General features: G+C 34.8%; 22 protein-coding genes. 18 read left to right on the forward strand and 4 right to left on the reverse strand.

The annotated features are described in order from the left end of the window. The first annotated feature begins 3 nt into the window (after positions 1–3). Positions 4–339, forward strand: a complete 336-nt coding sequence (locus LKE46_RS01885; protein WP_291717900.1) for a hypothetical protein — start codon at positions 4–6, stop codon at positions 337–339. Between the two features lies 1 nt (position 340). Here LKE46_RS01885 and LKE46_RS01890 read toward each other — a convergent pair whose 3' ends face one another. Further along, on the reverse strand, positions 341–541 hold the full coding sequence (locus LKE46_RS01890) for a hypothetical protein (protein WP_291717902.1): 201 nt from the start codon (positions 539–541) through the stop codon (positions 341–343). A gap of 107 nt (positions 542–648) precedes the next feature. Here LKE46_RS01890 and LKE46_RS01895 point away from each other — a divergent pair, with 107 nt between their 5' ends. Further along, positions 649–1,482, forward strand: coding sequence for a tetratricopeptide repeat protein (locus LKE46_RS01895; RefSeq protein ID WP_291717904.1), 834 nt, complete (start codon positions 649–651; stop codon positions 1,480–1,482). Between the two features lie 77 nt (positions 1,483–1,559). Here LKE46_RS01895 and LKE46_RS01900 read toward each other — a convergent pair whose 3' ends face one another. After that, positions 1,560–2,348, reverse strand: coding sequence for a helix-turn-helix domain-containing protein (locus LKE46_RS01900; RefSeq protein ID WP_291717906.1), 789 nt, complete (start codon positions 2,346–2,348; stop codon positions 1,560–1,562). A gap of 210 nt (positions 2,349–2,558) precedes the next feature. Between LKE46_RS01900 and LKE46_RS01905 the strand changes: the two genes are divergently transcribed. The 16 genes from LKE46_RS01905 to LKE46_RS01980 all read left to right on the forward strand — a co-directional run bounded on the left by LKE46_RS01905 (position 2,559) and on the right by LKE46_RS01980 (position 14,595). Beyond that, positions 2,559–2,765, forward strand: coding sequence for a helix-turn-helix domain-containing protein (locus LKE46_RS01905; RefSeq protein ID WP_291717908.1), 207 nt, complete (start codon positions 2,559–2,561; stop codon positions 2,763–2,765). 111 nt (positions 2,766–2,876) lie between these two features. Further along, positions 2,877–3,692: a BRO family protein gene (locus tag LKE46_RS01910; RefSeq protein WP_291717910.1), complete on the forward strand. Its 816-nt coding sequence runs from the start codon at positions 2,877–2,879 to the stop codon at positions 3,690–3,692. A gap of 1 nt (position 3,693) precedes the next feature. Beyond that, the gene (locus tag LKE46_RS01915; protein ID WP_291717912.1) at positions 3,694–4,761 is read left to right on the forward strand and encodes an ORF6N domain-containing protein; all 1,068 of its coding nucleotides are present in this window, start codon (positions 3,694–3,696) and stop codon (positions 4,759–4,761) included. A 59-nt stretch (positions 4,762–4,820) separates the two neighbouring features. After that, complete coding sequence (locus LKE46_RS01920) at positions 4,821–5,528, forward strand: LysM peptidoglycan-binding domain-containing protein (protein WP_291717914.1); 708 nt, start codon at positions 4,821–4,823, stop codon at positions 5,526–5,528. Beyond that, on the forward strand, positions 5,525–6,490 hold the full coding sequence (locus LKE46_RS01925) for an XkdQ/YqbQ family protein (protein WP_291717916.1): 966 nt from the start codon (positions 5,525–5,527) through the stop codon (positions 6,488–6,490). Before LKE46_RS01920 ends, LKE46_RS01925 begins: the two co-directional genes overlap by 4 nt. Continuing rightward, positions 6,483–6,839 (forward strand): hypothetical protein, encoded by a 357-nt coding sequence (locus LKE46_RS01930; RefSeq protein WP_291717918.1) that lies wholly within the window; start codon positions 6,483–6,485, stop codon positions 6,837–6,839. Before LKE46_RS01925 ends, LKE46_RS01930 begins: the two co-directional genes overlap by 8 nt. Next, a complete protein-coding gene (locus LKE46_RS01935) occupies positions 6,832–7,287 on the forward strand; it encodes a DUF2634 domain-containing protein (RefSeq protein WP_291717920.1) in 456 nt (151 codons plus the stop codon). Before LKE46_RS01930 ends, LKE46_RS01935 begins: the two co-directional genes overlap by 8 nt. A gap of 4 nt (positions 7,288–7,291) precedes the next feature. Then, complete coding sequence (locus LKE46_RS01940) at positions 7,292–8,407, forward strand: baseplate J/gp47 family protein (RefSeq protein ID WP_291717922.1); 1,116 nt, start codon at positions 7,292–7,294, stop codon at positions 8,405–8,407. A gap of 3 nt (positions 8,408–8,410) precedes the next feature. Next, positions 8,411–10,027 carry a hypothetical protein gene (locus LKE46_RS01945; RefSeq protein ID WP_291717924.1) on the forward strand — a complete coding sequence of 539 codons (1,617 nt, stop codon included), beginning with the start codon at positions 8,411–8,413 and terminating at the stop codon, positions 10,025–10,027. 3 nt (positions 10,028–10,030) lie between these two features. Then, positions 10,031–10,651: a YmfQ family protein gene (locus LKE46_RS01950; RefSeq protein WP_291717926.1), complete on the forward strand. Its 621-nt coding sequence runs from the start codon at positions 10,031–10,033 to the stop codon at positions 10,649–10,651. A gap of 11 nt (positions 10,652–10,662) precedes the next feature. Then, on the forward strand, positions 10,663–11,535 hold the full coding sequence (locus LKE46_RS01955; RefSeq protein ID WP_291717928.1) for a hypothetical protein: 873 nt from the start codon (positions 10,663–10,665) through the stop codon (positions 11,533–11,535). Between the two features lie 13 nt (positions 11,536–11,548). After that, positions 11,549–12,235, forward strand: a complete 687-nt coding sequence (locus LKE46_RS01960) for a hypothetical protein (protein ID WP_291717930.1) — start codon at positions 11,549–11,551, stop codon at positions 12,233–12,235. Next, complete coding sequence (locus LKE46_RS01965) at positions 12,211–12,669, forward strand: putative ABC transporter permease (protein WP_291717932.1); 459 nt, start codon at positions 12,211–12,213, stop codon at positions 12,667–12,669. Before LKE46_RS01960 ends, LKE46_RS01965 begins: the two co-directional genes overlap by 25 nt. A gap of 63 nt (positions 12,670–12,732) precedes the next feature. Beyond that, a complete protein-coding gene (locus LKE46_RS01970; RefSeq protein ID WP_291717934.1) occupies positions 12,733–13,122 on the forward strand; it encodes a phage holin family protein in 390 nt (129 codons plus the stop codon). 28 nt (positions 13,123–13,150) lie between these two features. Continuing rightward, positions 13,151–13,972: a glycoside hydrolase family 25 protein gene (locus LKE46_RS01975; RefSeq protein ID WP_291717936.1), complete on the forward strand. Its 822-nt coding sequence runs from the start codon at positions 13,151–13,153 to the stop codon at positions 13,970–13,972. Positions 13,973–14,040: 68 nt separating this feature from the next. Continuing rightward, positions 14,041–14,595, forward strand: coding sequence for a phage holin, LLH family (locus tag LKE46_RS01980; RefSeq protein WP_291717938.1), 555 nt, complete (start codon positions 14,041–14,043; stop codon positions 14,593–14,595). 64 nt (positions 14,596–14,659) lie between these two features. Here LKE46_RS01980 and LKE46_RS01985 read toward each other — a convergent pair whose 3' ends face one another. Both LKE46_RS01985 and LKE46_RS01990 read right to left on the reverse strand, forming a co-directional pair. Beyond that, entirely contained in the window at positions 14,660–15,829 is a 1,170-nt protein-coding gene (locus tag LKE46_RS01985) for a helix-turn-helix domain-containing protein (RefSeq protein WP_291717940.1), read from the reverse strand. A 1-nt stretch (position 15,830) separates the two neighbouring features. Beyond that, the gene (locus tag LKE46_RS01990) at positions 15,831–16,481 is read right to left on the reverse strand and encodes a hypothetical protein (RefSeq protein WP_291717942.1); all 651 of its coding nucleotides are present in this window, start codon (positions 16,479–16,481) and stop codon (positions 15,831–15,833) included. Between the last annotated feature and the right edge of the window lie 37 nt (positions 16,482–16,518).

The following is a 16,518-nucleotide window of genomic DNA, read 5'->3' on the forward strand; positions in this document are numbered from 1 at the left end:
TTGATGAGTAATCAAAATCCAAGAAATGAGATTAAGGCTTTAAATAGAAAAATAGCAGAGCTTGAAGGTCAAGTTCAAACTCTGCAAGATTCTAAAAAAAGAGAACGAGAATTAAGCGTTGAAAAATCATGGTATTGTACAGCTAAACACTTTAAAAGTTTACTGGAAGATGCAAAGTATTGTCGTATTGCTGATTTTGGAAAGCCATGTCAAGATTGCAAGTATAATTTTGGACTTAATGGTAAGTTAAGATGTGACATGAATTATGCATATGAGAGATTTCGTGTTCTGACAATAGCAACAGGCATACGTTTTGGTCCTTGGAGTAAAGAAAAATAAATTACTCTGGATTTTCAGGTGCATTTTTTACAATAGGACATAATTTTTCACTACAGGAATTTCGTGCTTTATATTCACAATGATTAACGCCTTTTTTGTAGCCGTTTAATCCTGTAGTAATAATATGATGGTAAGTAATGTCAACAAAATATTCACAATCTTGTTCAGGACAATATCCATAAACAGGAACTATATAGTCCATAATTTATCACCTCCTTACAGGTGATAATTCTACAAATATTATAAAGTTCCCTTTATTGGCAAATTATGATATAATTTTATTAACATTTTGTGAATAGGGGGAAGGTTATGTTTAAAAAGATATCAATTATTATAGGCACGTTATTAATATCACTTGCTTTTGTTGGGTGCGCTCCAAAGGGTGATCCGTCACAAGTATTGAATGATTATTATGATAATATAAAAAATGGAGACGCTAAAGCAGCCTATAATACTTTAGCAGATGCAAGCAAAAAGAATTTTAAAAAGGATGATTTTGTTAAGTGGGTTAATGCTCAAAGTGAAGTGTATACTTTTAAAGGTGCAAAACTAGATAAAGGCAATGAATATAAAGATAAAAAGCTAGATGGTATTGTATATAAAAATGCGGTTGAATTTAACGTAGTGGATACTAGCCATGATAATTATAATGATAAAAATACAACAGCAAAATATAAAAGATATGTTGTAAATGATAATGGAAAGTGGAAAGTATACAGAGAGAAAGAAAATGGTAAAGATGTATTAGCAGGTTCCGTGATTGATTTAGCTTCAATGTATGCAGAAGGCAAAGGAAAGAGTATAGATTTAAACCAAGCTGCATCCATACTAAACGAATCAGTTAAGACAAATCCTAATTATAGTCCGACTTATTATGCGTTATCATCTGTTTATTGTAATTTAGAGAGATATGACGAATCAATTAATGCTGCGAATAAGTATTTAAATAATGTAAAAGATGAAAAAAATAAATCAGATACGTATAATATCTTAGGGATAGATTATAAAGGTAAAAAAGATTATGCAAAGGCAAAAAAATACTTCAGCCAAGCTATACAACTAAATCCCAATAATCAATATGCTAAAACTAACTTGCAACAGTTAAGTCAGGAAGAAGAACTTAACAGTTTATTTCAAAACTGATTTTACCAAAAAAAGAATCACTTAGGTGGTTCTTTTTTAGTGGAAAATACACCCGATTTTGAGAGTGAGTGTATGTATTAGTTGTCTCTATTTTTAGATATTTTAAATAGTTCAAATTCAACTAAGCTTTTTAATTTTTCACCTAAATTTTTAAATTCATCATCAGACAAGTTTAATTTTGTAAAGTCTTTGTTTGTGTAATAGCAGATAGTAGCAATTGCCTCATAAAATGCACCTGGATGTAAGATTGTAGATTTTGCAAAAAAGCCTCCTGGTATTTGGATATATTCTTCATCCTTTTTAGTGTTTATATATGGATAGAACTGATTAATAAAATCTTTATCATCATCTAACAACGCCAATGTTAAATCTTCTTTTGAGATTTTTTCATTTAAAAAAAATTTTTTTAAAAATTGAGCTTGATAATTATTTGCATCTTTATTGTTATATATAACTGTTGTAAAAGTATCTAAGGCAATCCATTTAGCAATTTGTTCATCTGTATAACCAATAGATTTAGCTATTCTTTGGATTTCGTCATAACTTGCATCGTTGGTATTTTTAAGTAATGAGTTTAATCTATTTATAGAAATGTTTGTATCTTTAGATATTTGTTCTAAACTGGTACCATTTGATATAAGATGTTTTAAAACTTTTTTAGTAATAGTGTCTCTTTCTCCAGCTAAGTCATTAATAGTAACATTAAGTGCTTTAGCCATTTTATTTAATGTCTCTATGCTAGGTTTTCTATTATTATTTTCATATCTAGTTATAGTGACAGGAGTAACCCCAATTTTTTCGGCTAACTGTTTTTGCGTTAAATTTTTGGATTCTCTTATTTTTTTTATTTTTGTACCAATATCCATTTTACAAGTCGCCTCACAATATCAGTATTTATTGTATATGTTTTATATACAATATAATATTTATTATATATGTTTTATATCCAAAATGGAATATATTTATGTATTCTTTAAAAAAAAGTACCAATTCAGTATTGACAATATACCATTATGGATATACAATATAAACATAAAATACCAATATGGTACGAAAATAGAATAGGAGGAAGATATATGGAAGTAAAAATAGCTAGGATAAGAAAAGGGCTTACGCAAAAACAGTTAAGAGAAAAAGTAAATATTTCTCCAAACAAATTAGTTCAAATTGAACATGGTAATTATTCTAGTGTTACTTTTGAGCAAATGAAAAAAATTGCAAAGGCACTCGGGACAGATGCAGTAAAATTATTTTTCAATAATGATAGTCGTAAAGAAAATTAAAAACCCGTCTGTTACTGCAAATAACAAACGGGTTGCCGAATAGGCTTTATAATACAATCACTATAAGTATTATAGCTTATTCCGGTAATAAAATCAAAGGAGAGTTATAATATGAATAATTTGGTAAGGTTTTTTCAGAATGATATGTTCAATTTGGCTGTGAAGTTGGAAAATGGGGAATGGGTATTTGATACTGAAAGAGTTGCTAAGTGCTTAGGTATAACTACCGTTGCCAAAAGTGGCAACGCATGTGTTAGATGGTCAAGGGTAAATGAATATTTAAAGCCTTCTACCAAAAGTGGTGGAAATGATAATTCGCCACTTGTGGCGAAAGGAGATTTCATTCCAGAACCTGCGGTGTACAAGTTAGCATTTAAGGCTAGTAATGAAGTAGCAGAGAAATTCCAAAATTGGTTGGCTACAGATGTTTTACCACAATTAAGGCAAACGGGTAAATATGAAACTGGCAATGTAGTAGATTTTGATAAAAAATTGGATAAGCTAAAGCTGGAAAAAGAAGGTTTAAAACTTGCAGTAAATATATTAAAGCCAAGCAAGGTATCAACTATAAAAATGCTTAAGGCTTTCAATGAATCTCAGGGGTTATCTGTTGATTATTTACCTGAATATGTAGATGAGGAAACTGGAAAATCTGCTACAGAGTTGCTGAAAAAATTTAATTTGCCGTATACAGCACGGAAATTCAACAAAATTATGATGGACAAGGGGTTCTTAGAAGAGAGAACTAGGAAATCAACTAATAAACAAGGGTATAAAAGATATAAGGTATTAACTGAAAAAGGATTGAAATATGGTAAGAATGTTATTTCTTCACGAGGAACAGAAAATGAAACACAGCCGTTATATTATGAAAGCACCTTTATGGAATTGGCAAATTCTTTAAGCCTTCTCCAGGAGGTGATGTAACATGGAAAAGTGGACTAACATTAATGAAAAGCAGATTTTAACAAAAGAATTTAGTGGTAAAAGAGTAGTGACATTTAAAGACGTAGATTTAGTTCATGAAAGAGTAAATGGTACAGCAAGTAGAAATTTTAGATCTAATAAGGAACATTTTATTGAAAATGAAGACTTTTATATTATAAATATAACTAACGACGAAATTCGTCGCCAGTTCGGTGTAAAGAAAAATGCCGGAAGACAACTTATTCTATTAACAGAAACAGGGTACTTAATGTTAGTAAAATCTTTTACTGATGATTTAGCATGGAAGGTTCAAAGAGAACTAGTTAATGTTTATTTCAATGTTCATCATCTAAAAGTAGAACAATCAAAGCTTCAGGAGCCATATAAACTGACTAAGAAATTTTATAATGGCAATCCAGTAATGGTATTGAAGGACTTGGAATTCCTTATAGGAACTTCAGTTCATACTATTGGCTATATTCTTAAAAGTAATAATCAATTTACTATAGGAGTGGACTATTTTCTACTGGAAGGCAAGGAGCTTAAAAATTTCAAGAAAAATAATGATGTTTCTAAATTAATAGGTTCACTGATTGTTATTCCCAAACAAGGAGTTGATAAATTGTTGAACTTGCTGTTACTTAAACCCGCAGGGGAATTAAGAGAAACATTTGAAAGATACTTTGAGTTAGAGAAGCCAGTACCACAAGGTAAGAACAAAGTACCAGTTTTGGAACAGCTTCAAGCTTGCAAGTTTATCGCTGATGATCTTAAAGTGGGGGAGGCAGTAAAAATGTCTATATATAGGATGGTTTGTGAGAAAAATGGAATCGGCACTGCTGTTGTGGACAAGATAGAACACAGAAAAAAGCTTGATAAAGAAGTCAAAGAAATCACCATGAAATATGGAGTGTACTTACTAGAACATTTTACAACGCATGAAATAATAGACATGAAAAATCAATGGGTTTATGATAATAATGTTAAATCAGAGAAAGTTAAAAGTTATATGCTAAAATTGTTTGACATCATTATTAAAATATCAACGAAAACAAAGAGAACGGCTTAAAATAGAGCACTTACTTTTATAGTAGGTGCTTTTCTTATGCTTAAAAAGAAGGTGATACCATGAATTCTACAGCACTTACGGAGGCCGTCAAGTTGCTAAATGAATTTACAACCATGATTGTACCTAATTATGATGTCTACCTTACGAATACAGCAGACAATGACACTTTCCATTTCCCTGTGAATCCATTCAACTATTCCATGGACCACGATAAAAAATATAACACCGTTGAAATAGTTGATGTAGGAGAGACTGATGTACCGGACAAAGGGACAAAAATACAGAAGATATCTTTTGATACCATATTCCCAAGAGAGTATGATTCCTACTGCAGGTATCAAGATATTCCGAGTCCCAAAAGTGTTATGGAGAAATTGAAGAAATGGCAGGAACAAGCACAGCCACTTAGATTAATTATCGACGGTGTGGGGCTGAATGAATTGGTCATAATCGACGCCATGCCGGAAAAAGAGGAACCTGGAGAAATAGGTGACAAATATATAACCATGAACTTCAGGACCTACAAGGAAGTTAAGGTTGAATTATATAATCCAAAAGCCAATTCTTCTACACTAAAAAATAACAGAACTCCAACAGCTACCACAAAAGGTACTTATGTTGTAAAAAAAGGTGACAATCTCTGGAACATAGCAAAGAAATATTATGGTAATGGAGCAAAATGGACAACTATATATACTAAAAATAAATCTGTTGTAGGCTCAAATGAAAACTTTATACTTCCTGGACAAAAGTTGGTGATACCATGAATATAATTTTGAATGAAAAATATGAACTGAAGAATGTAAATGAGGGAATAACCTTGCAGGAAAGCCTTGACAGCATTGCCTACAGTGCCACCATAATTCTTCTGGATACTGACGAATTGAGAAAACTGAACATAAAGAAAAAGGACAGGTTAAGGATAGTTGACATACATGCTGAAAAGAATCAGCCCACAAATTTATTTGATGGTGTTGTGTGGGAAGTTGTAAGAAGCAGGAAAAACAGGACACTTACAATAACGGGAAGGGAGAGGACTGTATTTATGGAAGAATCCGAAGATGATTTTCTGCTTCCTGCAGGACAGACTGCAACACAGAGGATAACAAAGTATGCCAAGGACTGGAATATACCTATAGCAAGTCTTATTGACACCAAAATAAAGCTTGAAAAGGCACAGCAGGGTGGACAAAAATTACTTGACCGTATAGATGCGGATCTTAGAGAAACTGCACAAAAAGGCGGTAACCTTTATAAAATAAGGATGCTCGACAAATTAAATATCATCCAGCTCGGCAGCAATAAAAATATATGGAAACTTGAAACTGTCGCTGATGATATTGAAACTACAAGCAGCCTTGAGAGTGCAGTTACAAGGGTCAAGGTTCTCGGCCAGGACAAGGATGATGGAAAAGCCACTCCGGTTATAGGTACTTATTCAAAAGACACCGACAAATACGGTACTCTGCAGAAAATCCTCCAGGATGAAAAAGTTACAAATGCCACCCAGGCAAAAGCCAAGGCTGCAAATATGTTTAGCGACGGTAAGGAAGTTATCCATATAACCTGCAACAAGGATGTAAATACCATAAGATCCGGTGATGCAATAATGGTGGATGGCGTTATATGGTATGTCATGGATATTACCCACAGCATGAATATACCTTATACAATGGACATAAATACAGGCACGCCACTGTATATAAGGAGGGCTTTTTACAATGAATAGTGAGAATGAAATGGCCGATCTGGTTAGTGTTATACATGGAAACAGTAGAGAAATTGCCGGAAAAGTAGTGAACAATACTGGATTCAGTATGGCACTTGGTACCATAACTCAATCTGGCCTTGTACTTGACAATTTTAAATATGAAATAACCAATTATATGGTGCTCGACTATCTGGCAATGGATAAGGACTATTTTACCGGAACTGATGTAGCCGGAGGAGAATACAGCCATTCACACAGGGTAAAAACCCCGGATGGATTGAAGCCTTTGAATGTAGGTGACAGAGTGATTGTGGCCACAATAGGGGCACAGAATATAGTTGTGGGGAGAGTGAGGTCAAATGCCTGATTTATTTCCTTCTGATGTGAATTATTCTGACGATCCATTAGAAGACACATCCGGTAGTGATACTGAATACAAAGGCTCTTATAAATTTGACTTTGACAAGGGTGAGTTTGTAAAGAACCCTGACGGGACAATAAAGAAATGCAATGATATAGAGGCATATAAACAGTGGTGCCAGCTTGCAATGTTAACTCCCAGAGGGCTGCTTGGATACAGTGATCTGTTCGGGCATGAACTGAATACTCTGGCAGGCACCCAATATTCTAAGGGTGCTGTAGAACTTGAGGTTAAAAGAATGACAATGGAGGCTCTTATGGTGCATCCAAGAACCAAAGATGTTACTAATTTCAGCTTTGCATGGCAGAACAGTGGGGAGCTGTACTATCAATATACTGTTGTTACTGTAGATAATGTTTCTCTTAATTTGAACAATACTACGAAAGTGTGGTGATTAAATGGATGATTTACAAATACCTGATTTTTTAAATGAAGATGCGGATACAATACATGAAAGAATGCTTGAAAAAGCGCCCAAAGATATAAATACTATCGAGGGAGATTTTTTCTGGAACAATACAAGGCCTGTAGCCGAAGAAATAGCAGCAACAAAACAACTTCAGCTTGCACAAATACTGAGACTTGCATTTGTACAGTACAGCAGTAAGCCATATCTTGATTTGATAGGAGGACCTCTTGGCATTACAGGAAATGCTGCTACCAGTTCACATGATACTCTAAAAATTGAAGGAGTACCGGGAACTGTGCTTCAAAAGGGCAAAGTTGCGGGAACGCCAAGCAGTGATGATGTAGAAAGTATAGAATTTGAGTTTCAAGAGACAAAAACCATAGATGATACTGGGGTAGTTGATATAGAGGTACAGTGTACGCAGCCGGGTACTATAGGAAATGTTAAGGCTGGCAGTGTAACACTTATGATAACTCCTATTAATGGAATTAAGAGTGTGACCAATGAGAAAAATTTTACAAATGGTACTGATGAGGAAGATGATGAACATTATAGACAGAGAATTTTAGAACAGATGCAAGCACCTGCAACTAGTGGAAATAAGACACAGTATAAAATATGGGCCAAGGAAGTTGATGGAGTTGGAGATGCAAAAGTATTCCCACTCTGGAATGGAAATGGAACTGTGAAAGTAGTAATTGTGAATGCAAATAAGAGGGCAGCAGACCAGGCATTAGTTCAAGAAGTTAAAGACTATATAGATCCACAGCCTGAAGCACACGGAGAAGGGCAGGCACCAATTGGGGCAACCTTGACAGTCGTATCCGCCACAGAAAAGGCAATAGATGTAACTGCCAAAGTAGTTCTTGCAGGTGGTTATACAATACAACAAGTGCAGGATAATTTTAATACAAACATGCAAAAATATTTGAGTGATCAGGCTTTTAACTCCACCTATATAAGTTATGCCAAAGTTGGAGGTATTCTATTAAGCACAGGTGGAATTGTGGATTATAATAGTTTAACTTTAAATGGTGGAACTGTAAATGTGGCACTGACAGATGAGGAAATACCTGTTGCCGGCACTATAAGTTTAGGGGTGTGATAAATGGCATATCCACAGGAAATAGATAAATTCACAGAAAAACTAAATAAACTTGATAATAACACCTATGTGATTGAGGAAAAGGTTGAGATTGTAAATGGTGTATATGAAGGTGAACTGGAACATGATAATATCAGCTTGCCTTCTATTAATGTATACACAGGAAGCAAACTTACAGGTCAGAAGATAGAAAATGTTATAGTGTCTACTCCAAGCCTTACACCATGGAAGAATACAATCAAGATATTTTCCACCGTATCTCCGGTTTATATAACCTACCAGACACAGGGGGATACTGTAGAGGCGGAGGATATAAACAAGGCTCAGGACAGTATCGTGAACACCCAGACCGAGGTTGATAGGTACAAAACTTCCAATGACAACAGGGTTACTGATGCCGAAAATAGGATTTCAACTGTGGAGAATAACAAAGCTGAAAAAACTTATGTGGATACCGAACTTAACAAAAGATATCTGAAGACTGAAACCTATAGCAAGACCGAGACAGACCAGAGAATACAGATGGTGGTGGATGCAGCACCTGAAGCACTGGACACCCTGAAAGAAATTGCAGAGTCTCTGAATAATGACCCTGATTTTGCAGCTACAATTACAACTGCACTTTCTAAAAAAGTGGATAAAGTAGATGGAAAACAGCTTTCTACAGAGGATTACACCACTACTGAAAAACAGAAATTAGCAGGGATAGAGGATGGAGCAAACAAGTATGTTCATCCTACCACGCACCCAGCGTCAATGATTACAGGATTATCAAAAGTTGCTACGAGTAATAATTATAATGACCTGAATAATAAGCCTAGTATACCAACGGCTCTTCCAGCAGATGGAGGTACTAGTTCATTTTTAGGTAATGCAGTTAATGTTGATAATTATAATGCACTGAATCCTTCAGTGATAGCTCAAGGCAATATAACGCCCATAAAAGCTCCAAACACAGCAAATGCACCTTGGAATAATACTACAGCAGGTTTATTGATTCAAAGCAATGATTCGGACAGCTTTCATATAATCATATTTAAAAGTGGTGGTGATGGATGGGCGTATCGTTCTTATTATAAAGGTACATGGTCAGACTGGAAGATATGGTCAACTTTTAGTGGAAGTTATAATGATCTGAGCAATAAACCAAGCATTCCGGCAAAAGTATCCCAATTGGTTAATGATAGTAAGTTTGTAACTCAAACAGACTTAGGAAATGCTGGCTATGGTGATATGCTGAAAAGTGTCTATGACAAAGATAATGACGGTGTAGTAGATAAGGCTGCAGGTATAAATAGGAAAGATATAACGGGGCAGACAGTAGATTTGAATAATATTACTTTAGAAGATGGGGTATTGAATAGGTATTATATAGAAACGTCTAATGGAGGATCGGCGAATATTTCAAATATGCCTGTAACTGACAACCCGTTTATTTTAGATGTAGAGTTAATTCGGTGGATAAGTTCTAGTGATTATATAACAAAACAAACTTTTGTGTCTACGGGCACTAAACGTAAATATGAAAGATTTTATAGTACTGGTTCTGGATGGAGTAGTTGGTCGACGGTATTAACCTCAACCAAGAAATGTACATGGAATGATCTCAAGGGGGTGTGATGTATGTATGGTAATCAAAAGTATGGGACTGTTGGGTATTCTCAAGAACAGCAGATATCACCTGAAGACATCAATCCGTATAAACCTGACTTGTTGAAATACATTACACCACTACTGCATGAGGTACCTGAATTTAAAGCCTGGAATGAATCCTGTGGTTATGAACTTGGCCTTCTAAAATTAGATGGAGAACAATTATTAAAACAGCTCTTTGTAGATACTGCCACATGGGGGCTTATATATTGGGAGAATCAATATGGCATCCCCATTGACTTAAACAAAAGCTACGAAGATAGGCGAGAAGTCATAAAGGCAAAACTTAGAGGCTCAGGTACAACAACGGTTCAGATGATAAAGAATACTGCCGAGGCCTTTAGTGGCGGTGAATGTAATGTAATTCAACATCCTGAAAACTACAGCTTTACAGTACAGTTTATAGGTATAAAAGGGATTCCAAAGAACATGGAAGCTTTTAAACAAATGCTTGAGGACATTAAGCCGGCACACCTGGCATATGACTTCAAATACACATATACAATTTGGAATTTTTTGAAAGACAAGAATCTTACATGGGGTCAGGCCAGGACCAAAACGTGGGACAATCTGAAAGTTTATGATGGATAGGAGGAGAAGATATGAAGACAACAGCAAATTACGGTCTTAAAAAGCCGGAAGGTACAGATGTAGTTGATATACAGAATTTCAATGACAATGCTGATATTATTGATGCTGAATTAAAGACAAGGGCTTTAGTGACAGACATTCCAAGCAGTCTTCCAGCAAATGGAGGCAATTCTGCAACAGCTACCAAATTAGCTACAGCTAGAAAAATAAATGGAGTTGCTTTTGATGGTTCTGAAGATATAACAGTTACTGCTAATCCAAACGCACATACACATACAAAATCACAAATAACGGATTTTCCTTCAAGTTTACCCGCCAATGGGGGAAATGCAACAACAGTAAACAATCACACGGCAAGTGGAACACCAGCAACTGCAGAAAAAACTGATATCGTAAAAATGATAAATGAGCTTTTTACAAATGTCAATAATGGGAAAAACAGCGTTTATTCCGCCATTGTTGACAAGGGTACAACACCAGCCAGTAAAGATTTTGCAGACTTGGTGGCAGGAATAAGCGCAATTAACACAGGTAAGAAGTGGGCCAGTGGGACAACCTCAGCTGGCAGCCAAACCAGTTTTGAATATGCTGATGGTTCTGATACCGGTTCAGCTTATCCTTTAAAACTACCTATAACATTTGAGCCTTCTCTTGTTTTAGCTGTGAGTCATGTAGCTTCTTATTATGTAGCAGTATATAGCAATATTTATGATGGCTATTATTCAAAGACTGCTAAGGTTATCCAATACATTGGCAGTAGTAGCCATGATAAAATGGTTGCTAATTATAAAGGAGATGTAAGCCCTGCTGGTTTGACAAGTGGCGGATTTACAATTCCAGCGATAGGATCTAGCTGGGTGTATAATTGGATAGCAATAGAATAAGGAGGTTTTATAAATGAAACAAATAGGAAGAAGAATATACTATGATAAAGCAACGGGAAATGTTTTATTGGATACTGGAGAAATGCAGGGTTCTGATGGAGCTTTAAAAGAAACTACAGTTGATCAAGATTTTGAATCTTATACAGTGTTGTCTGAAAGGAATGCAGATACTGTTGGAGTAATACAATTGGAATATGGAGACTTATCGGATAAATTTAGTACGTGTACAGGCTATTATGTAGATATAACTAAAAGCCCAATAGATAAAGCGGCTATAGTTTTTACTTTTACAACACCAGAAGCGAGTTTGGAACAGGTTGAACAGGTTAAAATAAATGAGCTTAGCCAAGATTGCCAGAGCGCTATTGTTGGAGGATTCCACAGCACAGCGTATCAAAACGTAGACAAAGTCTACGATAGCGCTCTTGAAGATCAATCCAACATAACGGGGAATGCACTTAGTGCTGTATCTAAAGTCGCAAATGTCCCGGGATGTGAAAATGACAAGTTCTACTACCATGCACGTGGAGAAGAATTCGTGGAATGGCAGGCAAGTGAATGTCTGCAGCTTGCTAGAGATTTCAAGGTATTTAAGGAACAACAGCTCATAAAAAACAAGCAATTGCAGGCTTATGTGGATAACTTAGAAACTGTAGAGGAGGTACAAAAAGTAACATGGGATACAGTTATTCCAACTTAAAGAAAGATATTGTTTTAATAATTATAATGGGGACTATATACATGGCATTGGAGGGCATATGGCGTGGATGGACACATATAAGTATGCTTGTAGTTGGAGGTATATCTGCTTTTCTAATAGGCAAGCTAAACGAGCATCCAGCCTTTTATAACAGAAAGATGTGGGAACAATGTTCTATAGGAACTGGTATAGTCTTGGCACTAGAATTTACAAGCGGTATGATCCTAAATGTGTGGCTGAAACTTGGTATATGGGACTACAGCAATACGTGGGGTAATTTATATGGGCAGATATGCCTGCCGTATGCAGTACTGTGGTTTATGCTGGTGCCATTTTGTATATATGTGGATGACTATCTGCGGTATAGGATCTTTGGAGAAGATGAACCTGTAGGATTGATAGAAAATTATAAGGATTTATTTATGAACAAATAGAATACAGGGCAAAATAGGAGCTAGAAATAGCTTTTTTATTTTGCCTTTTTAAGGAGGCTAGAGATGAACAAGCATCTATTTAATACTATAGTGGCGGGGGTAGGCAGCATGTTAACGTACTTCTTTGGTGGGTGGGATACGTGTTTAATAGTCTTGGTCGCATTTATGGTACTGGACTATGCCACTGGTCTTTTAAGTGCGTGGATACAATGCAAGGTGAATTCTAAAGTAGGATATAAAGGTATTGCAAAGAAAGCTTCTATACTTGTGGTGCTTATTGTTGCGGTACTTCTGGACAGACTTCTTAATAGTGGAATATGGGTTTTCCGTACCCTTGTGGCCTATTTTTATATAGCCAACGAGGGTATTTCTATTTTAGAAAACTGCGGGAAATGTGGACTTCCACTACCGCAAAAGCTGGTTAGAGCATTGGAACAATTAAAAGCAAAATAATAATATATTAAATAAGGGAGGGGATTCCATGATAAAAGGTGTTGATATAAGTAATTTAAACGGTAATGTAAATATGAACATACTGAAGAATGCAGGATACCAATTTGTTTTTATACGTGCCACAGAGGGTACTTCAGGGGCAGGTTCAAGGGATGAAAAATACCATACCAATATAGCAAATGCAAAGAAAGCAGGGTTACTTACTGGCGCATATCATTTTTCACATTCTTGTACTAAAGCCAAAGAGCTGACCGAGATAGCCAATTTCCTTGATTTCATAAAGGGTACGAATCCGGATATCGTTATACTGGATGCAGAAAACAGCTGCACCGGGGATATGACAGACTTATGCATAGATTTCTTGGACAAAGCTTCTGCGGTGGCACAGCCTTTGTTCTATGCAAATCCGAGTTGGATAAAGGCACACTTAAATTCCAAAATAACAAAGTTCCCGTTGTGGGTAGCAAACTATGGTGTAAGTAAGCCAAGTTTTACATTGTGGCCTTATTTTACAGCCTGGCAGCATACGGACAAGGGACAGATATCTGGCATAAGTGGGTACGTGGATCTCAACTATATGGATGATAATTTCTTTAGTGTTGTAAAAAATAAGACAACCAATGTAGCCCCAAAAGTTACAAGTGCTATAAAGAAATACGATACAAGTATACCTGAAGGAGATAACATTTTTAGGGTTCCTGGAACCAAAGCGTATATTGAGCAGACTACAGATGGCAGAATTGCGATCCATTTAGATAGGGGAAATTATGTAGCTATAGGACAGGGCTTCATAGATGCCTATTGGAATGACAACAAAGGTAAGTCTGGACATAAGAGGTTGAGCAATTAACGGAGAGTTTAAAAGGCTCTCTATTTTTTCTATTTTTTTATAAAAAATTTTATGGAGGTAAATAAAAAATGATAAATGTAAATGATATTGTAGCAGTAGGTGGCATTCTAGTAGGCGTAATTGGTGCAATTTTTGGATTGGTACCATATCTAAAGAAAAGGAAAATCAATACGGAAGAAATACTCGGCACTGCGGGAAACGTACTTGAAGCTACAGAACCAATCATCCAAGTGGCCAAGGGAATTCCAGCTTTGAAGCCTGCAGCAACACTGGTAGATTGGATCGAGCAAAAGGCGGTGGCCGGAGTGAAAGCAGCTGAACAACTGGCCCACGCTGGAAGTTTGACTAGCAACGAAGAGAAATTCAAATCAGCACAGCAAACCGTATATGATGCACTTAAAGAAATAGGTATAACTCCTACAGATAATCAAAAGAAGCTCATTGATGATTTTATCCAGGAAGCAGTCAATGACCTTGGACATTCTATTCCTACAGAAGCAGAAAAGAACGCACAGATTGCCAAGACACAGCAGGATCTGGCAGCTGTCCAGAATGAAAATACACAACTGAAACAGACCATTGCTAGTATTCAGAGTACAGTCGGAACAGCAACAGCTCAATAAAAGAAATCCCCTAAGGTTATATAATAGTACTTTAGGGGATTTTAAATATAAATAAAGTATAAAATTATAAGGAACCTTTTATTACTTTTAAATTTGACCTTATACCTAGATTTATATTACTAGATTCATTTTCAATTAAGGATATATGTGTCAACTCATATATTTCTTTATTTGGCAGATAACCAACAAAATTTTTAAAATCACTTTTTTGGATGATGTTATTATCTAATAATAAATTAATACTTTTAGAAAATAATGTAGGTTGTTCTGATTTTAAAGTATCATCAAGAGGTTCAACTTTTCTCCATTTCTTTGCTGAAATTTGTTTTCTTAGATACAGGGCTTGATTTGGAGTAAATATGGTTAACTCCTCACATCTATATATTATAGCTGCAAGAGAAACCTTCCATCTAGATTTTAAATCTAGTAAATGCCCTAAAGATAATGACATAACTTCATTTGGAAAACTGCTTTCAGGTAATAAAAAGCTTGATGCAAATTTATTAGCTTCCTTTTCAATTTTTTTAAGTTCGCCTTTATTTTTTTCTAAATCGATGCTACTAATGTTATTATGAAGGAGAATATGCCCTAATTCATGTGCTAAATTAAATCTGTTACGAACAGCTGAAGCATTATCTTCTAAAAATATAAATGGACGACCATTTTTGATTATTGAACACGCATCAATCTTTCTATTGCTGGTATTAACATTTTCCAATTTCATTTTTGATACTACAATACCGTTTTTTTCTAATAAAAGCATAACATTAGAAATAGGGCCATTACTTAATCCCCAATGTTTTCTTGCTAGTTGGGCTATTTTATCTATATCAGTATCATTTAAGCTATCTTTAGATAGATAATTATCTATGTTAGGTAAATTTACAGCAGGAAAATTAATATAATTACTTAACATTGTAAAAATTCTATATGACCAAATATTCCTTATATCAACCATTGCCCTTAAGTCTGCAGTTGCAGATGCAAGACTTCTGAAAAATGTTACGCCTTGTGATTGTGGACTTTCAATATCATCTTTAAAAGTAAAAAATTCATTTGAAAAATTTAGTGCCTTAGCGATTTTACTTAGGCTTTCATAAGATGGATTTCTATCACCCATTTCATATTTTGATATAGATTGTTTACTTATACCTGATAGATTTGAAAGTTCAGACATTGTTAAACCTCTTGCCATTCTTGCCTCAGTTAATTTTTTAGGTATAACAGTCTTCAACTTAAATATCCCCTTTCACAAACTTTTTAAAATTTTTTATGTCGACATTAGGGTCGTCAATCTGTTCTTCTTTAGGATATAAGGGTTTTATATATGGTATTGAAATTAAAGGAATATTATATATCCACTTGGAACATTTTACATTTGGAAATCCAATGTGCATAGATTTAGGATATTCAAAAGAATTATTTAATTTTTCATGTGTTATTATTACAAAAAATTTTTTAGTATCAATAGGAGTATAATCTTTTAAAAAAGATATTTGCCCATTGTTTAAAGATCTATTTTGTCTGAAAATAGCCGATCTAGGTATTGAATATTCTTTATTTAATTGACTTATCGTAATAATACATTTTTGAGATTCAAGTTCAATATGATGGCAATTCTTTTTGTGGTTTAATTTTATCGAATATTTAAATGGTAGTAAATTCTTATTTATGGCTTTTATGAACTCATATTGAACTGCCAAGTTAAGAATAAATGGAAGTATATCTTTGCCTAAATCATTTTGGTACATTTCATCATCTTTTTTAATTAAATTTACTAATGAATATCCCTTATAAATTGATGTAGAAATCCTTTGTTTGATTTTATTGGGAAATTCATAATTCATAAGTTGAATAGCATTTTCTTTATCATCTATATAATTCAAAAATATCACCTCTGTATACAAAATTACTTGTATACAA

Origin of the sequence: Clostridium sp., from assembly GCF_022482905.1 — a bacterium.
Lineage (GTDB): Bacteria > Bacillota > Clostridia > Clostridiales > Clostridiaceae > Clostridium_B.

What these genes read in the sequence shown, in the direction of transcription:
- LKE46_RS01975 (WP_291717936.1), top strand. Translation starts at nt 13,151, where the DNA reads ATGATAAAAGGTGTTGATATAAGTAATTTAAACGGTAATGTAAATATG.
- LKE46_RS01895 (WP_291717904.1), top strand. Translation starts at nt 649, where the DNA reads ATGTTTAAAAAGATATCAATTATTATAGGCACGTTATTAATATCACTT.
- LKE46_RS01900 (WP_291717906.1), bottom strand. Translation starts at nt 2,348, where the DNA reads ATGGATATTGGTACAAAAATAAAAAAAATAAGAGAATCCAAAAATTTA.
- LKE46_RS01905 (WP_291717908.1), top strand. Translation starts at nt 2,559, where the DNA reads ATGGAAGTAAAAATAGCTAGGATAAGAAAAGGGCTTACGCAAAAACAG.
- LKE46_RS01915 (WP_291717912.1), top strand. Translation starts at nt 3,694, where the DNA reads ATGGAAAAGTGGACTAACATTAATGAAAAGCAGATTTTAACAAAAGAA.
- LKE46_RS01925 (WP_291717916.1), top strand. Translation starts at nt 5,525, where the DNA reads ATGAATATAATTTTGAATGAAAAATATGAACTGAAGAATGTAAATGAG.
- LKE46_RS01920 (WP_291717914.1), top strand. Translation starts at nt 4,821, where the DNA reads ATGAATTCTACAGCACTTACGGAGGCCGTCAAGTTGCTAAATGAATTT.
- LKE46_RS01950 (WP_291717926.1), top strand. Translation starts at nt 10,031, where the DNA reads ATGTATGGTAATCAAAAGTATGGGACTGTTGGGTATTCTCAAGAACAG.
- LKE46_RS01890 (WP_291717902.1), bottom strand. Translation starts at nt 541, where the DNA reads ATGGACTATATAGTTCCTGTTTATGGATATTGTCCTGAACAAGATTGT.
- LKE46_RS01935 (WP_291717920.1), top strand. Translation starts at nt 6,832, where the DNA reads ATGCCTGATTTATTTCCTTCTGATGTGAATTATTCTGACGATCCATTA.
- LKE46_RS01955 (WP_291717928.1), top strand. Translation starts at nt 10,663, where the DNA reads ATGAAGACAACAGCAAATTACGGTCTTAAAAAGCCGGAAGGTACAGAT.
- LKE46_RS01940 (WP_291717922.1), top strand. Translation starts at nt 7,292, where the DNA reads ATGGATGATTTACAAATACCTGATTTTTTAAATGAAGATGCGGATACA.
- LKE46_RS01970 (WP_291717934.1), top strand. Translation starts at nt 12,733, where the DNA reads ATGAACAAGCATCTATTTAATACTATAGTGGCGGGGGTAGGCAGCATG.
- LKE46_RS01910 (WP_291717910.1), top strand. Translation starts at nt 2,877, where the DNA reads ATGAATAATTTGGTAAGGTTTTTTCAGAATGATATGTTCAATTTGGCT.
- LKE46_RS01945 (WP_291717924.1), top strand. Translation starts at nt 8,411, where the DNA reads ATGGCATATCCACAGGAAATAGATAAATTCACAGAAAAACTAAATAAA.
- LKE46_RS01930 (WP_291717918.1), top strand. Translation starts at nt 6,483, where the DNA reads ATGAATAGTGAGAATGAAATGGCCGATCTGGTTAGTGTTATACATGGA.
- LKE46_RS01965 (WP_291717932.1), top strand. Translation starts at nt 12,211, where the DNA reads ATGGGATACAGTTATTCCAACTTAAAGAAAGATATTGTTTTAATAATT.
- LKE46_RS01885 (WP_291717900.1), top strand. Translation starts at nt 4, where the DNA reads ATGAGTAATCAAAATCCAAGAAATGAGATTAAGGCTTTAAATAGAAAA.
- LKE46_RS01960 (WP_291717930.1), top strand. Translation starts at nt 11,549, where the DNA reads ATGAAACAAATAGGAAGAAGAATATACTATGATAAAGCAACGGGAAAT.
- LKE46_RS01980 (WP_291717938.1), top strand. Translation starts at nt 14,041, where the DNA reads ATGATAAATGTAAATGATATTGTAGCAGTAGGTGGCATTCTAGTAGGC.